15 protein-coding genes and 3 pseudogenes are annotated in these 18,972 nt (G+C 72.4%); 3 read left to right on the forward strand and 15 right to left on the reverse strand.

Going from position 1 to position 18,972, the window contains the following annotated elements; all coding sequences use genetic code 11:
- Nucleotides 1–5: 5 nt before the first annotated feature.
- The 5 genes and pseudogenes from ACEXOX_RS22000 to glmS all read right to left on the reverse strand — a co-directional run bounded on the left by ACEXOX_RS22000 (nt 6) and on the right by glmS (nt 6,383).
- Nucleotides 6–1,277 carry an alpha/beta fold hydrolase gene (locus ACEXOX_RS22000; RefSeq protein WP_406522720.1) on the reverse strand — a complete coding sequence of 424 codons (1,272 nt, stop codon included), beginning with the start codon at nt 1,275–1,277 and terminating at the stop codon, nt 6–8.
- A pseudogene (alr, locus tag ACEXOX_RS22005) lies at nt 1,274–2,433 on the reverse strand (alanine racemase). The gene ACEXOX_RS22000 and the pseudogene alr overlap by 4 nt, the downstream one beginning before the upstream one ends.
- A 97-nt stretch (nt 2,434–2,530) precedes the next feature.
- Nucleotides 2,531–3,958, reverse strand: a complete 1,428-nt coding sequence (locus ACEXOX_RS22010) for an NAD(P)H-hydrate dehydratase (RefSeq protein ID WP_406522722.1) — start codon at nt 3,956–3,958, stop codon at nt 2,531–2,533.
- Between the two features lie 212 nt (nt 3,959–4,170).
- Entirely contained in the window at nt 4,171–4,539 is a 369-nt protein-coding gene (locus tag ACEXOX_RS22015) for a holo-ACP synthase (RefSeq protein ID WP_406522724.1), read from the reverse strand.
- A complete protein-coding gene (gene glmS / locus ACEXOX_RS22020; protein ID WP_406522726.1) occupies nt 4,536–6,383 on the reverse strand; it encodes a glutamine--fructose-6-phosphate transaminase (isomerizing) in 1,848 nt (615 codons plus the stop codon). Before glmS ends, ACEXOX_RS22015 begins: the two co-directional genes overlap by 4 nt.
- Nucleotides 6,384–6,577: 194 nt before the next feature.
- Here glmS and coaA point away from each other — a divergent pair, with 194 nt between their 5' ends.
- Together coaA and ACEXOX_RS22030 are read left to right on the forward strand one after the other, a co-directional pair.
- Nucleotides 6,578–7,576: a type I pantothenate kinase gene (coaA, locus tag ACEXOX_RS22025; protein WP_406522728.1), complete on the forward strand. Its 999-nt coding sequence runs from the start codon at nt 6,578–6,580 to the stop codon at nt 7,574–7,576.
- Nucleotides 7,577–7,612: 36 nt separating this feature from the next.
- Nucleotides 7,613–8,539: a DUF389 domain-containing protein gene (locus tag ACEXOX_RS22030; RefSeq protein ID WP_406522729.1), complete on the forward strand. Its 927-nt coding sequence runs from the start codon at nt 7,613–7,615 to the stop codon at nt 8,537–8,539.
- 10 nt (nt 8,540–8,549) lie between these two features.
- Here ACEXOX_RS22030 and glmM read toward each other — a convergent pair.
- The 5 genes and pseudogenes from glmM to ACEXOX_RS22055 form a co-directional block, all read right to left on the reverse strand.
- Nucleotides 8,550–9,907, reverse strand: a pseudogene (gene glmM / locus ACEXOX_RS22035) (phosphoglucosamine mutase).
- Nucleotides 9,908–10,049: 142 nt separating this feature from the next.
- Entirely contained in the window at nt 10,050–10,556 is a 507-nt protein-coding gene (rpsI, locus tag ACEXOX_RS22040) for a 30S ribosomal protein S9 (protein WP_030016969.1), read from the reverse strand.
- A 41-nt stretch (nt 10,557–10,597) separates the two neighbouring features.
- Nucleotides 10,598–11,041 carry a 50S ribosomal protein L13 gene (gene rplM, locus ACEXOX_RS22045; RefSeq protein WP_030016970.1) on the reverse strand — a complete coding sequence of 148 codons (444 nt, stop codon included), beginning with the start codon at nt 11,039–11,041 and terminating at the stop codon, nt 10,598–10,600.
- A 205-nt stretch (nt 11,042–11,246) separates the two neighbouring features.
- On the reverse strand, nt 11,247–12,503 hold the full coding sequence (locus ACEXOX_RS22050; protein WP_406522731.1) for a glycosyltransferase family 87 protein: 1,257 nt from the start codon (nt 12,501–12,503) through the stop codon (nt 11,247–11,249).
- Between the two features lie 64 nt (nt 12,504–12,567).
- Nucleotides 12,568–14,186: pseudogene (locus tag ACEXOX_RS22055) on the reverse strand (ABC-F family ATP-binding cassette domain-containing protein).
- A gap of 57 nt (nt 14,187–14,243) precedes the next feature.
- Here ACEXOX_RS22055 and ACEXOX_RS22060 point away from each other — a divergent pair.
- Nucleotides 14,244–15,065 carry a hypothetical protein gene (locus ACEXOX_RS22060; protein ID WP_406522733.1) on the forward strand — a complete coding sequence of 274 codons (822 nt, stop codon included), beginning with the start codon at nt 14,244–14,246 and terminating at the stop codon, nt 15,063–15,065.
- An 18-nt stretch (nt 15,066–15,083) separates the two neighbouring features.
- Here ACEXOX_RS22060 and truA read toward each other — a convergent pair whose 3' ends face one another.
- The 5 genes from truA to rpsM all read right to left on the reverse strand — a co-directional run bounded on the left by truA (nt 15,084) and on the right by rpsM (nt 18,759).
- Nucleotides 15,084–15,935, reverse strand: coding sequence for a tRNA pseudouridine(38-40) synthase TruA (gene truA / locus ACEXOX_RS22065; RefSeq protein WP_030016974.1), 852 nt, complete (start codon nt 15,933–15,935; stop codon nt 15,084–15,086).
- Between the two features lie 73 nt (nt 15,936–16,008).
- Nucleotides 16,009–16,503, reverse strand: coding sequence for a 50S ribosomal protein L17 (rplQ, locus tag ACEXOX_RS22070; RefSeq protein WP_406522735.1), 495 nt, complete (start codon nt 16,501–16,503; stop codon nt 16,009–16,011).
- Between the two features lie 185 nt (nt 16,504–16,688).
- Nucleotides 16,689–17,711, reverse strand: coding sequence for a DNA-directed RNA polymerase subunit alpha (locus ACEXOX_RS22075; protein ID WP_003956430.1), 1,023 nt, complete (start codon nt 17,709–17,711; stop codon nt 16,689–16,691).
- Nucleotides 17,712–17,909: 198 nt separating this feature from the next.
- A complete protein-coding gene (rpsK, locus tag ACEXOX_RS22080; RefSeq protein ID WP_004571845.1) occupies nt 17,910–18,314 on the reverse strand; it encodes a 30S ribosomal protein S11 in 405 nt (134 codons plus the stop codon).
- A 64-nt stretch (nt 18,315–18,378) separates the two neighbouring features.
- Nucleotides 18,379–18,759 (reverse strand): 30S ribosomal protein S13, encoded by a 381-nt coding sequence (gene rpsM / locus ACEXOX_RS22085; protein WP_004571844.1) that lies wholly within the window; start codon nt 18,757–18,759, stop codon nt 18,379–18,381.
- Between the last annotated feature and the right edge of the window lie 213 nt (nt 18,760–18,972).

Here is an 18,972-nt window from a genome sequence, read left to right on the forward strand (position 1 = left end):
CGCGGCTACGCCCGCGCCGACCGGGCAGCCGCCGCCGTCGCCGCCGCCCGCTCGATCAGGGTCTCCAGATGGCCGCTGACCACCTCGGGGCGCTCCAGCATCACCAGGTGGCCCGCCCCCGCCTCGCACACCGACTCCGCGCCCGGCAGCAGCCCGGCGATGGCGTCGCTGTGGTCGGACGGGGTGATCAGGTCCCGGTCGCCCGCCAGCACCAGCGCCGGTACGGGGTCGAAGGCGACCAGCGCCTCGGTCTTGTCGTGCACGGCGAAGGCCGGGAAGAACTCGGCGACGACGTCGATCGGGGTCGCCTCGATCATCCGCTCGGCGAACCGCGCCACCCCCGGGTCCACCTCTTTCGGCGTACCGAAGGAGTAGCGCTTGACCAGCCCGGCGAAGAGGTCGGCGGTCGCCCGGCGGCCCTTCTCGACCAGCTCGCTCTGCGCGCCGAGCGCCTTGAGCACGCCCGGCGCGAAGCGGTGGAACGCCTTGACGCCCAGCGACGGCAGCCCGAAGGCGACCTCGCTGAGCCGGCCCGCCGAGGTGCCGATCAGGGCCACGCCGACCACCCGCTCCGCGACGTACTCCGGGTACTGGTCGGCCAGCGCCATCACCGTCATACCGCCCATGGAGTGCCCGACCAGCACGATCGGCCCCTCGGGCACGGCGGCGTCCAGCACCGCCTTCAGGTCCCGGCCCAGCAGCTCGATGGTGACCGGTTCGGTGCCGTCGCGCTGGGCCCGGCCGCGCTCCGAGCGGCCGTGGCTGCGCTGGTCCCAGTGGACGCTGCGCACCGCGCCGCGCAGGGCCGCGCGCTGGAAGTGCCAGGAGTCCTGGTTCAGGCAGTAGCCGTGGCTGAAGACGACCGTGGGCGCTCCGGAGCGGCGCCCCAGCAGTCCCAGGAGCCGCTTGCGGCGCGCGCCGCCGGCACCGCCTCCCTTGCCGCTCCGGCTGCCCTTGCCGTCCTTGCCGTCCTCCGGCTCGTCGATCTCGTAGTGCAGCTCCGTGCCGTCCTCGGCGACCGCCGTGCCCGGTGTGCCGCGCAGCGTGCCGTACGGGCCCGCCGCGTCCAGCGCGAGCCGCGCCTTGCGCCGTACGCCCCGGCCGACCGTCAGCCGCTCGATGGCCACGCCCGCCGCGGCGCCCGCGGCGACCACGCCGAGCGCGGCGCCCGCGAGGCCCGCGTGGCGTCCCGCCCGTGTCCAGTTGCCGGCCGTCGTGGCCGCTTCGGCCGCCGCGTCGATCGCGGCGTCGGCGGCCGCCCCCGTCCTGTCGCTCATGTCCCGCTCCCCGTGTCCGCGCGTTCGTCGACATAGACGCGTGGCACCCGGGTACCGATCCGCGTAACGATCTCGTACCCGATCGTGCCCGCCGCACGCGCCCAGTCCTCGACGCTCGGCTCCCCCGGTCCCCCGGGCCGAACAGCACGGCCACGTCGCCCACCTGGGCCGGGTCCCCGCCGAGGTCGACCACGAACTGGTCCATCGCGACGGTGCCGGCGACCGTCCGCCATTTGCCCGCGACCAGCACCGGTCCGCTGTTCGACGCATGGCGGGGGATGCCGTCGGCGTAGCCGAGCGGGACCAGGGCGAGGGTGGTCTCCCCGGCCGTCGTGTAGCGGTGCCCGTACGAGACGCCGTGGCCGCCGGGTACGTGCTTGACCGACGCCAGGGATGCCTCCAGCGTCATGGCGGGCCGCAGCCCGAAGTCCTCCGGCGCGCCCATCTCGGGGCTGGGCGAGACACCGTAGATGCCGATACCGGCACGTACCAGGTCGAAGTGCGCGTGCGGGAGGCTGAGCAGCGCCGGGGTGTTGGCGTGGTGGCGCACCTCCGGGTCCAGGCCCGCGCGGCGGGCCACCGCGTCCGCGTCGGCGAAGACCGCGAGCTGCGCGTCGACGGAGGGGTGGCCGGGCTCGTCGGCGCAGGCGAAGTGCGACCAGACGCCGGTGACCCGTATCGCGCCCTCGGCCTCGGCGGCACGGGCGGCGGCGACCAGTTCGGGCCAGTCGGCGGGCTGGCAGCCGCTGCGCCCCAGCCCGGTGTCGACCTTGAGCTGGACGCGGGCGGTACGGCCGCACGCGCGCGCCGCCGCGGTCACCTCGGTCAGCGCCCACATGCCGCTGACCGACACGTCGATGTCCTGCTCGACGGCCTGCCGCCAGGGCCCGCCGGGCGTCCACAGCCAGCACATCAGCCGGCCGGTGTCGCCCGCGGCGCGCAGCGCGAACGCCTCCTCGGGGAGCGCGGTGCCCAGCCATGTCGCCCCGGCCTCCCGGGCCGCGCGGGCGCACCGGACCGCGCCGTGGCCGTACCCGTCGGACTTCACCACGGCCATCAGCTCGGCCCGGGGCGCCCGGGCCCGCAGCGCTCGCACGTTGGAGCGCACCGCGTCGAGGTCCACGGCCGCACGGGCCCGCATGGCTGCATGGTTCATCCACCCAGTGTCGCAGAACGGGGTGTTGGGGCCGGGAGAGACGGGTACGCGGGAGTGCGCGCGGGCGCCCGCGGTACGGGCCCGCGCCCCGGCGCCCTCAGTGGCGGCCGACGTCCCGCCACGCCGCGCCCAACGCCCCGGCCACGTCCGTCGCCAGGATCGGCGCGCCGTCCGGGGTGGCCGCCAGCCGGGCGGCCAGGCCGTGCAGGTACGCGCCGACGGCGGCCGCGTCGTGCGCGGGCAGGCCGGTGGCCAGCAGGGAGCCGGTCAGTCCGGACAGCACGTCACCGCTGCCCGCGGTGGCGAGCCAGCCCGTGCCGGTGGGGTTGGCGCGCACCGGGCCGCCCGCCGGGTCGGCGACGAGGGTCGTGGAGCCCTTCAGGAGCGCCGTGGCACCGTACCGTTCGGCCAGTTCCCGTACGGAGCGCAGGCGGGACGCCTCCACGTCCGCCCGGTCGGTGCCGAGCAGGGCCGCGGCCTCCCCGGCGTGCGGGGTGAGCAGGGTCGGCGCGCCGCGGCCCCGTACCCGCGCCGGGTCCAGGAAGCGCAGCCCGTCGGCGTCCACCAGGACGGGGACGTCCGAGTCGAGGACGTCCGCCATGGCGTCGCCCTCGTCGCCGATGCCGGGGCCGATGACCCAGGACTGCACGCGGCCGGCCTTCGAGGGCGGCCCGGCGTGCACCAGGGTCTCCGGGAACCGCGCGAGGACGGCGTCGGCCGCCGGGCCCACGTACCGTACGGCCCCGGCGCCGCCCCGCAGCGCCCCGGAGACCGCCAGGACGGCCGCCCCCGGGTAGCGCGCGGAGCCCGCGACGACGCCCACCACGCCACGCCGGTACTTGTCGCTCTCCGCCGTGGGACGCGGCAGCAGCTCCGCCACGTCCGCGTACTGAAGCGCCTCGGCCGTCGCGTCCCCGGGCAGCTCCAGGCCGATGTCCACCAGCCGCAGCGCGCCCGCGTACTCGCGCGCCGGGTCGATGAGCAGCCCCGGCTTGTACGCGCCGAACGTCACCGTCACATCGGCCCGTACGGCGTCGCCCGCCACCTCCCCGGTGTCCGCGTCCACGCCGCTCGGCAGGTCGACGGAGACGACCAGGGACCGCCGCGCCGCGTCGGCCAGCCGGGCCGCCTCCGGCCGCAGCCCGCCCTTGCCGCCGATGCCGACGATCCCGTCCACGACGAGGTCGGCCCGCGCGAGGTCGGCCAGGGCGTCGCCGGACACCCGGCCGCCCGCCGCGCGCAGCGCCGCCAGGCCGCCCGCGTGGGCCCGGTCGGGGGACAGCAGGACGGCGCGTACGCCCGCGCCGCGCCGGGCCAGCCGGGCGCCCGCGTACAGGGCGTCGCCGCCGTTGTCGCCGCTGCCCACGAGCAGCACGACCCGCGCCCCGTACACCCGCCCCAGCAGCTCCGCGCACGCCACCGCGAGACCGGCGGCGGCCCGCTGCATCAGGGCCCCTTCGGGCAGCCGCGCCATCAGGTCCCGCTCGGCCGCCCGTACGACATCCACGCTGAACGCAGTCCTCATGCCCCCAGTCTCACCCCGGACGGCGCGGGCATTCCTCCCGGCTCGCCCGGTCGGCGGCGGCGCGCGCCGGCTCACCCGGCATGCGGCGGCGCGTACGGATACGGGAGCGGCGCCGCGCCACGGATACGCGCACGGCCCGGCCGACGACCGTCCGTACGGATACGGGTACGGCGCCGCGTACGGACAGGCATCCGGCACGCGCCGCCCGCCGCTCACCCCTCCGCGATCACCACCGCCGAAGCCACGCCCGCGTCGTGACTGAGCGACACGTGCCAGGACCGCACGCCGAGTTCCGCCGCGCGCTCCGCGACCGTCCCGCGGATCTGGAGTATCGGCTGCCCGGAATCCAGCACCGCCACCTCCGCGTCCGTCCACCGCAGCCCGGCGGGCGCCCCCAGCGCCTTGGCCACCGCCTCCTTGGCCGCGAACCGCGCGGCGAGCGAGGCGATGCCCCGGCGCTCGCCGCTGGGCAGCGTCAGCTCCCGTTCGACGAACAGCCGCGTCGCCATGTCCGGGGTGCGCTCCAGCGCTGCCGCGAACCGGTCGATCTCGGCGACGTCGATCCCCACCCCGATGATCATTCGACGGTCACCGACTTGGCGAGGTTGCGCGGCTGGTCGACCTCGTTGCCGCGGGCCGTGGCCAGTTCGCAGGCGAAGACCTGGAGCGGCACGGTGGAGACCATCGGCTGGAGCAGGGTCGGGGTGCGCGGGATACGGACGAGGTGGTCCGCGTACGGGACGACCGTCTCGTCGCCCTCCTCGGCGACGACGATGGTGAGCGCGCCCCGGGCCCGGATCTCCTGGATGTTGGAGACGATCTTGTCGTGCAGCACGGACCGGCCGCGCGGCGACGGCACGACCACGACGACCGGCACGCCCTCCTCGATCAGCGCGATCGGCCCGTGCTTCAGCTCGCCCGCCGCGAAGCCCTCCGCGTGCATGTACGCCAGTTCCTTGAGCTTCAGCGCGCCCTCCAGGGCGACGGGGTAGCCCACGTGCCGCCCGAGGAAGAGCACCGTGTTCTTCTCCGCGAGGCCGCGCGCCAGCTCCCGTACCGGCTCCATCGTCCCCAGGACCTGGTCGACCTGGGTGCCGATCGCGGCCAGTTCGCGCACCACCGCGCGGATCTCGTCGCCCCACTGGGTGCCGCGCACCTGGCCCAGGTACAGCGCGAGGAGGTAGCAGGCCACCAGCTGCGTCAGGAACGCCTTGGTCGAGGCGACCGCGACCTCGGGGCCCGCGTGCGTGTAGAGCACCGCGTCCGACTCGCGGGGAATCGTCGAGCCGTTGGTGTTGCACACCGCGAGCACCTTCGCGCCCTGCTCACGGGCGTGCCGTACCGCCATCAGGGTGTCCATCGTCTCGCCGGACTGCGAGATGGCGACGACCAGGGTGCGCGGGTCCAGGATCGGGTCGCGGTAGCGGAACTCGCTGGCCAGCTCCACCTCGCAGGGGATGCGCGTCCAGTGCTCGATGGCGTACTTGGCGATCATCCCGGCGTGGAAGGCGGTGCCGCAGGCCACTATCACCACCTTGGTGGCCTCGCGCAGCACCGAGTCCTCGATGCGGACCTCGTCCAGCGAGAGCACCCCGGACTCGTCCACCCGGCCCAGCAGTGTGTCGGCGACGGCCTTCGGCTGCTCGGCGATCTCCTTGAGCATGAAGTAGTCGTAGCCGCCCTTCTCGGCGGCCGACGCGTCCCAGTCCACGTGGAAGTTCCGCACCTCGCCCGGCGCGCCGTCGAAGCCGGTGACCGTCACCCCGTCCCGGCGCACCTCCACGACCTGGTCCTGGCCCAGTTCGACGGCCTCACGGGTGTACGAGATGAACGCCGCCACGTCCGACGCCAGGAACGCCTCGTCCTCGCCGATGCCCACCACCAGCGGGGAGTTGCGGCGCGCGCCCACCACCACGTCCGGCGCGTCCGCGTGCACCGCGACCAGCGTGAACGCGCCTTCCAGCCGGCGGCACACCTGGCGCATCGCCTCGGCCAGGTCCCCGCAGGAGGAGAAGTTCTCCGCCAGCAGGTGCCCGACGACCTCGGTGTCCGTCTCGGAGGCCAGCGTGTGGCCGCGCTCGGCCAGTTCCGCGCGCAGGGCCGCGAAGTTCTCGATGATGCCGTTGTGGACGACGGCGACCCGCCCGGCGTTGTCCAGATGCGGGTGGGCGTTGGTGTCGGTCGGCGCGCCGTGCGTGGCCCACCGGGTGTGCCCGATCCCGGTCGTACCGGCCGGCAGCGGACGGTCGGCCAGTTCCTTGTCCAGATTGGCGAGTTTGCCGGCCTTCTTGGCCGCCGCCAGACCGCCGTCGGCGAGCACGGCCACCCCGGCCGAGTCGTAGCCGCGGTACTCCAGCCGCTTCAGCCCGGTGAGCACGACGTCCAGGGCGGACCGGCCGCCCGCATACCCCACGATTCCGCACATGAGGGCAGCCTACGGGGCCGCGCCACGCCTCCCCGCGCTCCATCCGGCCAACGGCGCCGCGCACCGGACCCGCACCTTCCACCTCCCCGCGCGCCGTCCGGGACCGCCGTGACCCGTGCGCGCGACACGCGCACCGGGCGGCCACAACCCCACCCCGGGGTGAACCCGCCCCCGCGCCTGCGGACAATGGGCGCGTGCCCCTCACCACAGAGCCGACCGAGTCGCAGCACCGCCGCCGCGCCGAGCGCTCGCCGTACGTCGACCTGACGCGCGCCGAGTGGAGCGCCCTGCGGGAGAAGACCCCGCTGCCGCTGACCGCCGAGGAGGTCGAGCGGCTGCGCGGCCTGGGCGACGTGATCGACCTGGACGAGGTACGCGACGTCTACCTCCCGCTGTCCCGCCTGCTCAACCTGTACGTGGGCGCCTCCAGCAACCTGCGCGGCGCGCTGAACACCTTCCTCGGCGACGCGGGCGGCGGCCACGGCGCACAACCCGGCACTCCCTTCGTCATAGGGGTCGCGGGCAGCGTGGCGGTCGGCAAGTCCACCACCGCCCGGCTCCTCCAGGCGCTGCTGGCCCGCTGGCCGGAGCACCCGCGCGTCGAACTGGTCACCACCGACGGCTTCCTGTTCCCCAACGCCGAGCTGCACCGCCGCGGCCTGATGTCCCGCAAGGGCTTCCCCGAGTCGTACGACCGCCGCGCCCTGACCCGCTTCGTCGCCGATGTGAAGTCCGGGAAGTCCGAGGTCAGCGCCCCGGTCTACTCCCACCTGATCTACGACATCGTGCCCGGCGAGCGGCTGACCGTGCACCGCCCCGACATCCTGATCGTCGAGGGCCTGAACGTCCTGCAACCCGCCCTGCCCGGCAAGGACGGCCGCACCCGCCTCGGCCTCGCCGACTTCTTCGACTTCTCGGTGTACGTGGACGCCCGCACGGAGGACATCGAGCGCTGGTACCTGGGCCGGTTCCGCAAGCTGCGCGAGACCGCCTTCCAGAACCCGTTCTCGTACTTCCGCAAGTACACCCAGGTCTCCGAGGAAGAAGCCCTCGACTACGCGCGGATGATCTGGCGCACCGTCAACAAGCCCAACCTGGAACAGAATGTCGCACCGACCCGCGGCCGCGCCAACCTCGTCCTGCGCAAGGGCCCCGACCACAAGGTGCAGCGGCTGTCCCTGCGCAAGCTCTGACGACGGCAGCCCGCCGCCTTCCACGAGAGGTACACCGTGCTGCACCTGCGCCTGATCGTTCCCGCCGACCGTACGCAGGCCGTGCTGCGCCTGGTGGAGCAGACGGTGGGCACCACCCACCTGGCCGTCCTGACCGGCGCCGCGCGCGAGCCGCTGGGCGATGTGATCCTCTGCGACGTGGCCCGCGAGGCCGGTGACGGCCTGCTGCACGAGCTGCGGGCCCTCGGCATCGACCAGGACGGCTCGATCGCCGTCGAGAACATCGACCTGTCCCTGTCCGTCCGCGCGGACAAGGCCGAGAAGGACGCGCCCGGCGAGGGCGCGGACGCCGTGCTGTGGGAGTCGCTGACCGACGCCACCCACGAGGAGTCCACGCTCTCCTTCACCTATCTGGCGTTCCTGACGCTCGCCACGATGATCGCCGCCTGCGGCGTGGTGCTGGACAACGCGATCCTGATCGTCGGCGCGATGGCCGTCGGCCCGGAGTTCGGCCCGCTGGCCGGCATCTGCACCGCCCTGGTGCGCCGCGCGCCCCGGCTCGCCTGGCGCTCCCTGCTGGCGCTGGTCGTGGGCTTCGCGGTGGCGATGGCGGCGACGGTGGGCTTCAGCCTGTTCATGGACGCGGTGGGGCTCTTCGACGCCGGGGCGCTGACGGCGGACCGCCCGAACACGAACTTCATCTACCGGCCGGACTGGTTCTCGTTCGTGGTCGCCGTCCTCGCCGGAATCGCCGGCGTCCTCTCGCTGACCTCGGCGAAGTCCGGCGCGCTGGTCGGCGTGGCCATCTCGGTCACCACCGTCCCGGCCGCCGCCAACGCCGCCGTCGCCTTCGGCTACCACGCGTACAAGCAGGCGTGGGGCTCCACGGAACAGCTCCTGCTGAACCTCGCCGGGATCGTCGTCGCGGGCACGCTGACGCTGCTGGCCCAGAAGCTCTTCTGGGCCAGGCAGCGGCAGCGCTGACCGGCTCGCGTCAGCCCAGCGCCGACTTCACCACATCCGCCAGGCGGCCGGCCACGGCCCCCGCCTGCTCGATGTCGGCGGCCTCGACCATGACGCGCACCAGCGGCTCCGTGCCCGAGGGGCGCAGCAGGACGCGCCCGGTGGTGCCCAGCTCGCGCTCCGCCTCCGCGACGGCCGAGGTGACCTCCGGTGACGTGCCGACCCGGGACTTGTCCACGTCCGGCACGTTGACCAGAACCTGCGGCAGACGCTGCATGACGCCCGCCAGCTCGCCCAGCGGGCGGCCCGTCGCCGCGACGCGGGCGGCCAGCATCAGGCCGGTGAGCGTGCCGTCGCCGGTCGTCGCGTGGTCCAGCGCGATGACGTGCCCGGACTGTTCGCCGCCGAGCGCGAAGCCGCCGGCCTTCATCTCCTCCAGGACGTACCGGTCGCCGACCGCCGTCTGGACGAAGGTCAGGCCCTCGCGCTCCATGGCCAGCTTGAAGCCCAGGTTGGACATCACGGTCGCCACGACGGTGTCCTTGCGCAGCGTGCCCGCCTCGCGCATCCCGAGGGCGAGGACGGCCAGGATCTGGTCGCCGTCGATCTCGTTGCCGTCGCGGTCCACCGCCAGGCAGCGGTCCGCGTCGCCGTCGTGCGCCACGCCGAGGTCCGCGCCGTGCTCGACGACCGCGGCGCACAGGCCGGAGAGGTGCGTGGAGCCGCAGCCGTCGTTGATGTTCAGGCCGTCGGGGTCGGCGCCGATGGTGACGACCTCGGCACCGGCCCGGGCGAACGCCTCCGGGGAGACGCGGGAGGCCGCGCCGTGCGCGCCGTCGATGACGACCTTCAGGCCGTCCAGGCGGTTGGGCAGCACGCCCACCAGGTGCGCGACGTAGTTGTCAAAGCCCTGGTCGTAGTCCTTGACCCGGCCCACGCCGGCGCCGGTCGGCCGGTTCCACGGCTCGCCGGAGCTGTGCGAGCGGTACGTGCGCTCGATGCGGTCCTCCAGCTCGTCGGCGAGCTTGTGGCCGCCGCGGGCGAAGAACTTGATGCCGTTGTCGGGCATCGGATTGTGGCTGGCGGAGAGCATCACGCCCAGGTCGGCGCCGAGCGACCCGGTCAGGTACGCCACGGCCGGGGTCGGCAGCACACCCACCCGCAGGACGTCCACGCCCGCGCTGGCCAGGCCCGCGACCACGGCGGCCTCCAGGAACTCCCCGACGCCCGCGGATCACGCCCGACCACGGCCACCGGCCGGTGGCCCGCAAAGGTGCCGGCTTCTGCGAGCACGTGCGCCGCCGCGACCGACAGACCGAGCGCCAGCTCCGCCGTGAGATCCGCGTTGGCGACACCGCGCACACCGTCCGTGCCGAAGAGTCGTCCCACTGGTGTCCTCCGAGTTGATGTACGTGGACCAGGGCCTTGCGTCCAGGTATACGCCGCTGGTCCCGGATAGCCGAACGCCCCGGCAGCACGGATCGTGCCACCGGGGCGTTCGCCAAGAGCTGCGCGAGCAGCCGAGCGGCAATTAGCGCTTGCTGTACTGCGGCGCCTTGCGGGCCTTCTTCAGACCGGCCTTCTTGCGCTCGACCGCACGGTCGTCGCGCTTGAGGAAGCCGGCCTTCTTCAGCGGGCCGCGGTTGTTGTCCTCGTCCGCCTCGTTCAGCGCACGGGCCACGCCCAGGCGCAGCGCACCGGCCTGGCCGGAGATGCCGCCGCCGGAGATGCGGGCCACCACGTCGTAGCGGTTGTCGAGCTCGAGCACCTTGAAGGGCTCGTTGACTTCCTGCTGGTGCACCTTGTTCGGGAAGTAACCCTCGAGGGTGCGGCCGTTGATCTTCCACTGGCCGGAGCCGGGGATGATCCGCACGCGGGCGATGGCGTTCTTGCGACGGCCCAGGCCGGCGGCCGGCTGCGGGTCACCGAAGCGCGACGCGAGCGACTCGGAGGTGTACTCACCCTCCAGCGGAACCTCGGTCTCGGTGGTGTACTCCTCGACCTCGTCCAGCGGGGTCTCGGGGGTGGTCTCAGCCACGATTCTCCTCAGATTCTCTTCGTCTTAGGGGGTGGCCGGACTTACTGCGCGACCTGGGTGATCTCGAACGGGACCGGCTGCTGCGCAGCGTGCGGGTGCTCGGCGCCCGCGTAGACCTTCAGCTTCGAGAGCATCTGACGGCCCAGGGTGTTCTTGGGGAGCATGCCCTTGACGGCCTTCTCGACGGCCTTCTCGGGGTTCTTCTCGAGGAGCTCGTCGTAGCGCACCGAGCGCAGACCGCCCGGGAAGCCGGAGTGGCGGTAGGCCATCTTCTGGCTGCGCTTGTTGCCGGACAGGTGCACCTTGTCGGCGTTGACGATGATGACGAAGTCACCGGTGTCGACGTGCGGCGCGTACACCGGCTTGTGCTTGCCCCTCAGGAGGGACGCGGCCTGGGAGGCCAGACGGCCCAGGACAACGTCCTGCGCGTCAATGATGTGCCACTGGCGCTGGACATCGCCGGGCTTGGGGCTGAACGTACGCACGGTTAGCCTTCGCTTCTTCAGTGAATAGGGTCCTGTACTGGTCACCTCGGTCGATCTCCAGCACTGGCGGCACCGCGGGTGACGCAACCCGGGTTCCTGCCGCTGGTCATCGGCCCGGTGGACCGGCGTAAGGGCCCCTCACGTGAGATAGAGCAAGCCAATACGCATAACGAACTGGCAGAATACCGGGCCGCCCCCAGCCGGGTCAAAACACGTCCCGAACCGGCGTACGATCCGTGCCCTCGGGCCCCATGGGCATGATAGCCACCGCCCGCAGTACCCGCGGCCGTACGCAGGTCCATGCCAGCACGCCCGCCACCGTGCACAGCATCACCGTGTCCTTGAAGGCCCGCCGGTGCAGTCCCTCCAGGTGCGGCCAGGGCAGCCCGCCGATCTGCGGCACCAGGGCCACCCAGAACCACACCGTGCGGGGCACCGAGCCCGGCAGGACCACGGAGGCGGCCAGCGGCGGCAGCACCACCAGCAGGTAGTGGTCGAAGGACGGCCGGGACACCAGGAAGGCCGCCACCATCAGCATCGCGGCGGTCTCCACCAGCCGCTGCGCCCCCTGGTCGCCGCGCCGCCACCGCAGCCACGCACAGCCCGTCCCCGCGACCGCCGCGACCGCGGCCACTCCGTACGCCGCGGTCTCGGGCACGCCCAGCCGGGTGAGAATCATCCCGGGCGAGGCGTCGAAGGGGCGGGCGAAGCTGTCCTGGCCGTGCAGCAGGAACGGCAGCGTACGGGTGAAGAACATGCCCGGGCGCGGCATCGCCAGCGCCGCCAGTACGGACGCCACGGCCGGCACCGCCACCGCCACCGCGAGGGCCCGCCACCGCCGCGCGAGGACCAGGAGCAGCAGCAGCGGCGCCAGCATCGGCTTGACCGCCAGCGCGAGCCCCAGGACCGCGCCCGCGGCGACCCACCGGGAGCGCAGCGCCAGCAGCAGCATCAGGGGCAGCGCCGCCACCGAGGCCAGCGTCCAGTTCCCGATGTTCACGACGTTGCGGAACGGCTCGAAGAACGCCAGGGCCACCACGCCGAGCGCCGCCAGCCGGCTCCGTACGGGAATCCGGAAGATCCGCAGCGAGGCGAGCCACCCCAGCAGCACCAGCCCCACGCCCGCTACCGGCACCAGCAGCCGCAGCTTCCCGGCGGACAGCAGCGCCTCGGGCACCGCGGCCAGCACCGCGCTGGGCAGATACAGGAACCGCTTGTCGGCATACGGAGCCTCACCACCCAGCAGCGCCCGCGCCGCCTTCACGACGAAGTCGTTGTCCATGCCGACGGTGGGGCTGTGCCGCTGCACATGGAAGATCACTGCCCCCATCAGGGCGGCGGCCACCGCCCACAGGGGCCACGGGGCCCGCCGGAGCAGCCACCCGACGAGCGGCGAGTCCGCGGGCCGCGCCGCGTCCCGGACCTCGCCAGCACCCGCTATGCCCGATTTCTCCGCGCTCATGCGTCCATCTAAGAGCCGCTCCCACAGCCCCACCACCGGACGGGAACCAAGCGGTGACGTCCCGCTACCGCTTGCGCTCCACCCTCCGCTCGTCCCACACCGGCTCCGTCGTCTCCCGCACCCGCCCGTCCGCGCCGAAGACCAGGTACCGGTCGAAGGACCGCGCGAACCAGCGGTCGTGCGTCACCGCCAGCACCGTCCCCTCGTACGCCTCCAGCCCCTCCTGAAGCGCCTCCGCGCTCTCCAGGTCGAGGTTGTCGGTCGGCTCGTCCAGCAGCAGGGCGGTCGTGCCCGCCAGCTCCAGCAGCAGGATCTGGAAACGCGCCTGCTGCCCGCCGGACAGCCGGTCGAAGCGCTGCTCGGCCTGGCGCTCCAGCTCGTACCGGCGCAGCGCGCTCATCGCCTTGCCACGGTCCTTGGCGTGTTCCGTCCACAGGATGTCCAGAAGGATGCGCCCCTCCAGCTCCGGGTGGGCGTGGGTCTGGGCGAAGTGACCGGGCACGACGCGGGCGCCCAGCTTCCACATCCCCTCATGTGCCACGTCCTCGCCCGCCAGCAGCCGCAGGAAGTGCGACTTCCCGGAGCCGTTCGACCCCAGCACCGCGACCCGCTCCCCGTAGAAGACCTCCAGGTCGAACGGCTTCATCAGCCCGGTCAGCTCAAGGTTCTCGCAGGTCACCGCCCGTACGCCGGTACGGCCGCCCTTCAGCCGCATGGTGATCTCCTGCTCGCGCGGCGGCTCCGGCGGCGGCCCGGCCTCCTCGAACTTGCGCAGCCGGGTCTGGGCCGCGTGGTACCGCGAGGCCAGCTCGTGGCTGTTCTCCGCCGCCTGCCGCAGATTGCGCACCAGCTTCTTCAGCTGCTCGTGCTTCTCGTCCCAGCGCCGCCGCAGCTCCTCGAAGCGGGCGAAGCGCTCCTTACGGGCATCGTGGTACGTGCCGAAGCCACCGCCGTGCACCCATACGTCCGACCCGGCGGGCCCCGGTTCGACGCTGACGATCTTCTCGGCGGAGCGGGCCAGCAGCTCCCGGTCGTGGCTGACGAACAGCACCGTCTTCTTGGTCTCGCGCAGCCGCTCCTCCAGCCAGCGCTTGCCCGGCACGTCCAGATAGTTGTCCGGCTCGTCCAGCAGCAGCACCTCGTCGGTGCCGCGCAGCAGCGACTCCAGCACCAGCCGCTTCTGCTCACCACCGCTGAGCGTGCGCACCTGCCGCCACTGCGCCTTCTCGTACGGGACGCCCAGCGCGGCCATGGTGCACATGTCCCACACCGTCTCGGACTCGTACCCACGCGCCTCGGCCCAGTCGCTGAGCGCCTGCGCGTACGCCATCTGCGCGGCCTCGTCGTCGACGGTCATCACCGCGTGCTCGGCGGCGTCCACGGCCGCGGCAGCCTCCCTGAGCCGCGGCTGCGCCACCGAAACCAGCAGGTCACGCACGGTCCGCTCATCCCTGACCGAGCCCACGAACTGCGGCATCACCCCCAGCCCGCCGCTCACCGTCACCGCGCCGCCGTGCGGCTGAAGCTCCCCGCGATCAGCCGCAGCAGCGTCGTCTTGCCCGCCCCATTGGCGCCGACAAGGGCGACCGAAGCCCCCTCGCCGACCCTGAAGGACACGTCGCCCAACAGCACCCGCCCGTCCGGCAGGTAGTACTCCAGATGCCCGGCCTCCACGTGTCCCATAGCCCCGGATTGTCGCCGCCCGCCGCCCGTTCCACCAACCGGTTTAGGATGCGCGGCATGAGCTTTGGGAATGGTGGGCCGTTCGGCCCCGGGGGACCGGACTTCTCGACTCCTGACTGGGACGCGCTCGCCGACGAGAGCGAGGCGCGCGGCCGCCGCAGACGATGGCTGCTCATCGGCGGCGGGGCACTGGCGACCGCGGCCGTGGCCGGCATCGTCGCCACCGCCGTGATCACCAGCAACAAGGGCGGCGACCTGCCGCGCCCGGTGACCCTGCCGTCCGAGTCCGCCGCCCCCGAACCCTCCTTCTCCGAGGTCTCGGTCCCCCCGCCGCCGAACCCGCGGGACTACATCACCGACCCCAAGAAGGACACCGCCGCCCTCACCCCCGCCGGCCTCTTCCCCGACCAGGCCATGGTGCTCGGCAAGAACAGCTACCCCCGGCACAGCACCGACGTCACCGACGACTGCACGGCCGGCACCTACGGCGCCCTCGGCTCGCTGCTCAAGCACAACGGCTGCAAGAAGCTGCTGCGCGCCACCTACGCCAAGGACGGCGTGGCGGTCACCGTCGGCGTCGCGGTCTTCGACTCCAAGGCCGCCGCGTTCAAGGTCAAGGCCGCCGACAAGCCCGGCCTCGCACCGCTGGCGGGCGACGGCGTCAGTTCCTTCTGCCAGGGCTCGCCCTGCACCACGTACGCCAACGCCACCGGCCGCTACGCCTACTTCACCATCGCCGGCAACCTGGACGGCTCGCCCGTCACCAAGGCGTCCGCCAAGGCCCTCCAGATAGGGCGGGACGGCGGCCAGTACGCGTACCACCGCATCTGGCAGCGCGGCACGGACCAGGCGGCCAAGGCCGCCCGCGCCCAGTCCTGACGCCCGCCCCGGGGCGGCTCAGCAGCAGCCGCCCCCCGGCAGGGTCCGCTTGTTGCGCGCCTCCTTGTTACGGGCCATGAGCTGGTCGTCCGCCGGATAGCCGACCTCTTCCAGGGTCAGCCCGTGCGGCCGTACGACGTGCACCGCCGAGTCCCGCACCCCGGCCGCCAGCACCTTGCCCGGCCACTCCACCGGCCGGTGCCCGTCCCCCACGAACAGCAGCGCGCCCACCAGCGAGCGCACCATGTTGTGGCAGAAGGCGTCCGCCTTCACCGTCGCCGTGACGATCCCGTCCGCGTCCCGCACCCAGCTCAACGTCTGGAGCGTACGGATCGTCGTCGCGCCCTCACGCCGCTTGCAGTACGCCGCGAAGTCGTGCTCCCCCAGCAACGCCTGCGACGCCGCGTTCATCGCGTCCACATCCAGGTCCCAGTCGTGCCACAGCACATGGCCGCGCAGCAGCGGGTCCACGCCGCCCGGATGGTCGGTCACCCGGTACGCGTACCGCCGCCAGATCGCCGAGAACCGCGCGTTGAACCCGTACGGCGCCTCGGCCGCCCGCCACACCCGCACGTCCTTCGGCAGCCGCCCGGCCAGCCGCCGCAGCAGCTTGTCCGCGTGCTCGGCCCACAGCTCCGCCGGCAGGTCCACGTGCGCCACCTGCCCGCGCGCGTGCACCCCGGCGTCCGTCCGCCCCGCCACCGTCAGCTCGTACGTCTCCGCCGACCGCGTCACCGTCCGCAGCGCGGTCTCCAGCTCCTCCTGGACCGTGCGCCGCGCGCGCTGCTTCGCCCAGCCCGAGAAGTCCTTCCCGTCGTAGGAAAGGTCCAGCCGCACCCGTACGAACCCGGGCTCCACTTCATCGCTCACGCGTGCATCCTCTCAAGCGGAACGGGCCCGCCCCCTGAGGGGAGCGGGCCCGTCCGGTGGCCTGTGTTCAGGCTCAGGCGTCCTTCGACTCCTCGGCCGGGGCCTCGGCGGCCTCGCCCTTGGTGTCCTCGGCCTTGGCGGCCTCGTCGGACTCCTTCACCGCGCGCTTGGTCGCGGCCTCGGCCTCGGCAACGGTGGCCTTCTTGGCGATCTCGCCCTCGACCAGCTCGATGACGGCCATCGGGGCGTTGTCGCCACGACGGTTGCCGATCTTGGTGATACGGGTGTAACCACCCGGACGCTCCGAGAAGCGCGGCGCGATCTCCGTGAAGAGCGTGTGCACGACGCTCTTGTCCGAGATCAGCGTCATGACCTGACGACGGTTGTGCAGGTCACCCTTCTTCGCCTTGGTCACCAGACGCTCGGCGTAGGGACGCAGACGACGGGCCTTGGCCTCGGTCGTCGTGATCCGGCCGTGCTCGAACAGCGCGGTGGCCAGGTTGCGCAGCATGAGACGCTCGTGCGCTGCGCTGCCGCCCAGACGGGCACCCTTGGCGGGCTTCGGCATGGTATTTCTCCTTCATTGCTGCACCGGCCGTATCAGGTACCGGTGTCAGTTCCCACGAGGCGGGTGCCACGCGGAAGACTTTCAATTCAGCCCGTCCGGCGCTTGAGGACGAGGCCTCAGGGCCGATCAAGCCTGCACCCAAGTACGGCGGGCCGCCGTTCCCGGCCGACCCGCCGCAGGCGGGCTCAGTACTGCTCGGTCTCCACGAACCCGGCATCCGCGTCATCATCGGCGCCAAAGGCGTCAGCCGCAGCCGTCGGGTCGAACCCGGGAGGCGAGTCCTTCAGCGCCAGACCCATGCCGGCCAGCTTCGCCTTGACCTCGTCGATCGACTTCGCACCGAAGTTGCGGATGTCGAGCAGGTCGGCCTCGGAGCGGGCGACGAGCTCACCCACGGAGTGGATGCCCTCGCGCTTGAGGCAGTTGTACGACCGAACGGTGAGCTCCAGCTCCTCGATCGGCAGCGCCAGGTCGGCGGCCAGGGCGGCGTCCGTGGGGGACGGGCCCATGTCGATGCCCTCGGCGTCGATGTTCAGCTCGCGCGCCAGACCGAACAGCTCGACCAGGGTCTTGCCGGCCGACGCCATGGCGTCACGCGGCCGCATGGCCTGCTTGGTCTCGACGTCGACGATGAGCTTGTCGAAGTCGGTGCGCTGCTCGACACGGGTCGCCTCGACCTTGTAGGTGACCTTCAGCACGGGGCTGTAGATGGAGTCGACCGGGATACGGCCGATCTCCTGGCCCACCTGCTTGTTCTGCACGGCGGAGACGTAGCCGCGACCGCGCTCGACGGTCAGCTCCATCTCCAGCTTGCCCTTGCCGTTGAGGGTGGCGAGGACCAGGTCGGGGTTGTGCACCTCGACACCGGCCGGCGGGGCGATGTCCGCGGCGGTGACCAGGCCGGGGCCCTGCTTGCGCAGGTACATCACGACGGGCTCGTCGTGCTCCGAGGAGACGACCAGCTGCTTGATGTTCAGGATGAGGTCGGTGACGTCCTCCTTGACGCCCGGCACGGTGGTGAACTCGTGCAGGACACCGTCGATGCGGATGGACGTGACCGCCGCACCCGGGATCGAGGAGAGGAGCGTACGACGCAGGGAGTTGCCGAGGGTGTAGCCGAAGCCCGGCTCCAGCGGCTCGATCACGAACCGCGAGCGGTATTCGTCGACGACCTCTTCGGTCAGCGAGGGGCGCTGAGCGATCAGCATGAGGTGTTTCGCCTTCCAGTCGTGGCACCCGCTATTTGATGCCAGCTGCGCCGGACGGTGGCCCGGCGGTGTCTACAAGGGTACGGGCGGCACGGCGCGGCTCCCAGGAGTCGCGGCGTACCGCCCGAAAAGTGCCCGGTGCCGGGCCGCGCCGGAGCGCGGACCGACAGGCTGCGGCCGTCGAGCGGCCGCGCGACGTCAGACGCGACGGCGCTTGGGGGGACGGCAGCCGTTGTGCGGCGTGGGGGTGACGTCCTGGATCGAGCCGACCTCCAGGCCGGTGGCCTGGAGCGAGCGGATCGCGGTCTCACGGCCGGAGCCGGGACCCTTGACGAAGACGTCGACCTTGCGCATGCCGTGCTCCTGCGCGCGGCGGGCGGCCGACTCGGCAGCCATCTGCGCGGCGAACGGCGTGGACTTGCGCGAGCCCTTGAAGCCCACGTGGCCCGCCGAGGCCCAGGAGATCACGTTGCCCGTGGGGTCGGTGATCGAGACGATGGTGTTGTTGAACGTGCTCTTGATGTGAGCGTGCCCGTGGGCGACGTTCTTCTTCTCCTTGCGGCGCACCTTCTTGGCGCCGGCCGTACGGCCCTTCGGAGGCATGTATTACTCCCGGTGGAGGTGGTCGGTCCTACAGCGAAGACCGCTGATGAGCGTCCGCTGAGGACTACTTCTTGCCCGGCTTCTTCTTGCCGGCGATCGCGCGACGCGGGCCCTTGCGGGTACGGGCGTTCGTGCTGGTGCGCTGACCGTGCACCGGCAGGCCGCGGCGGTGACGCAGACCCTGGTAGCAGCCGATCTCGACCTTGCGGCGGATGTCGGCCTGGATCTCGCGACGGAGGTCACCCTCGGTCTTGAGGTTGTTGTCCACGTACTCGCGGATCTTGACCAGGTCTTCCTCGGCCAGGTCGCGAACGCGGGTGTCCGGGTTCACGCCGGTGGCGGCGAGGGTCTGCTGCGACAGGGTGCGCCCGATGCCGAAGACGTAGGTGAGGGCGACCTCGACGCGCTTGTCGCGCGGGAGATCAACGCCTGCGAGGCGTGCCATGGATTGGCTCCTGAGGTATTCGGAGGTCTTCCGCAGCACCGTTCCCGTAAGACTCTGGAGCATTACGAGCCGGGTCCCCGGCCTCCGAGCCGGGGGTGTCGTCCCCTGCGTGCGCCCTGGGGGCGGGCACGAGAGGTCGGGTGTCTGCGTATGTACGTATTACTGTGCGTATGCGTCGCGCGAAGATACTGCGAAATGCAGAGAGGTCGGCGT

Origin of the sequence: Streptomyces sp. Ac-502 (assembly GCF_045222935.1) — a bacterium.
Taxonomy (GTDB): domain Bacteria; phylum Actinomycetota; class Actinomycetes; order Streptomycetales; family Streptomycetaceae; genus Streptomyces; species Streptomyces monomycini.

Coding starts and splice junctions, on each gene's coding strand:
- rplQ (WP_406522735.1), bottom strand. CDS start 16,503: ATGCCGAAGCCCGCCAAGGGTGCCCGTCTGGGCGGCAGCGCAGCGCAC.
- ACEXOX_RS22015 (WP_406522724.1), bottom strand. CDS start 4,539: ATGATCATCGGGGTGGGGATCGACGTCGCCGAGATCGACCGGTTCGCG.
- ACEXOX_RS22050 (WP_406522731.1), bottom strand. CDS start 12,503: ATGAGCGCGGAGAAATCGGGCATAGCGGGTGCTGGCGAGGTCCGGGAC.
- rpsM (WP_004571844.1), bottom strand. CDS start 18,759: ATGGCACGCCTCGCAGGCGTTGATCTCCCGCGCGACAAGCGCGTCGAG.
- ACEXOX_RS22000 (WP_406522720.1), bottom strand. CDS start 1,277: ATGAGCGACAGGACGGGGGCGGCCGCCGACGCCGCGATCGACGCGGCG.
- glmS (WP_406522726.1), bottom strand. CDS start 6,383: ATGTGCGGAATCGTGGGGTATGCGGGCGGCCGGTCCGCCCTGGACGTC.
- ACEXOX_RS22060 (WP_406522733.1), top strand. CDS start 14,244: ATGAGCTTTGGGAATGGTGGGCCGTTCGGCCCCGGGGGACCGGACTTC.
- ACEXOX_RS22075 (WP_003956430.1), bottom strand. CDS start 17,711: ATGCTGATCGCTCAGCGCCCCTCGCTGACCGAAGAGGTCGTCGACGAA.
- rpsK (WP_004571845.1), bottom strand. CDS start 18,314: ATGCCTCCGAAGGGCCGTACGGCCGGCGCCAAGAAGGTGCGCCGCAAG.
- ACEXOX_RS22010 (WP_406522722.1), bottom strand. CDS start 3,958: ATGAGGACTGCGTTCAGCGTGGATGTCGTACGGGCGGCCGAGCGGGAC.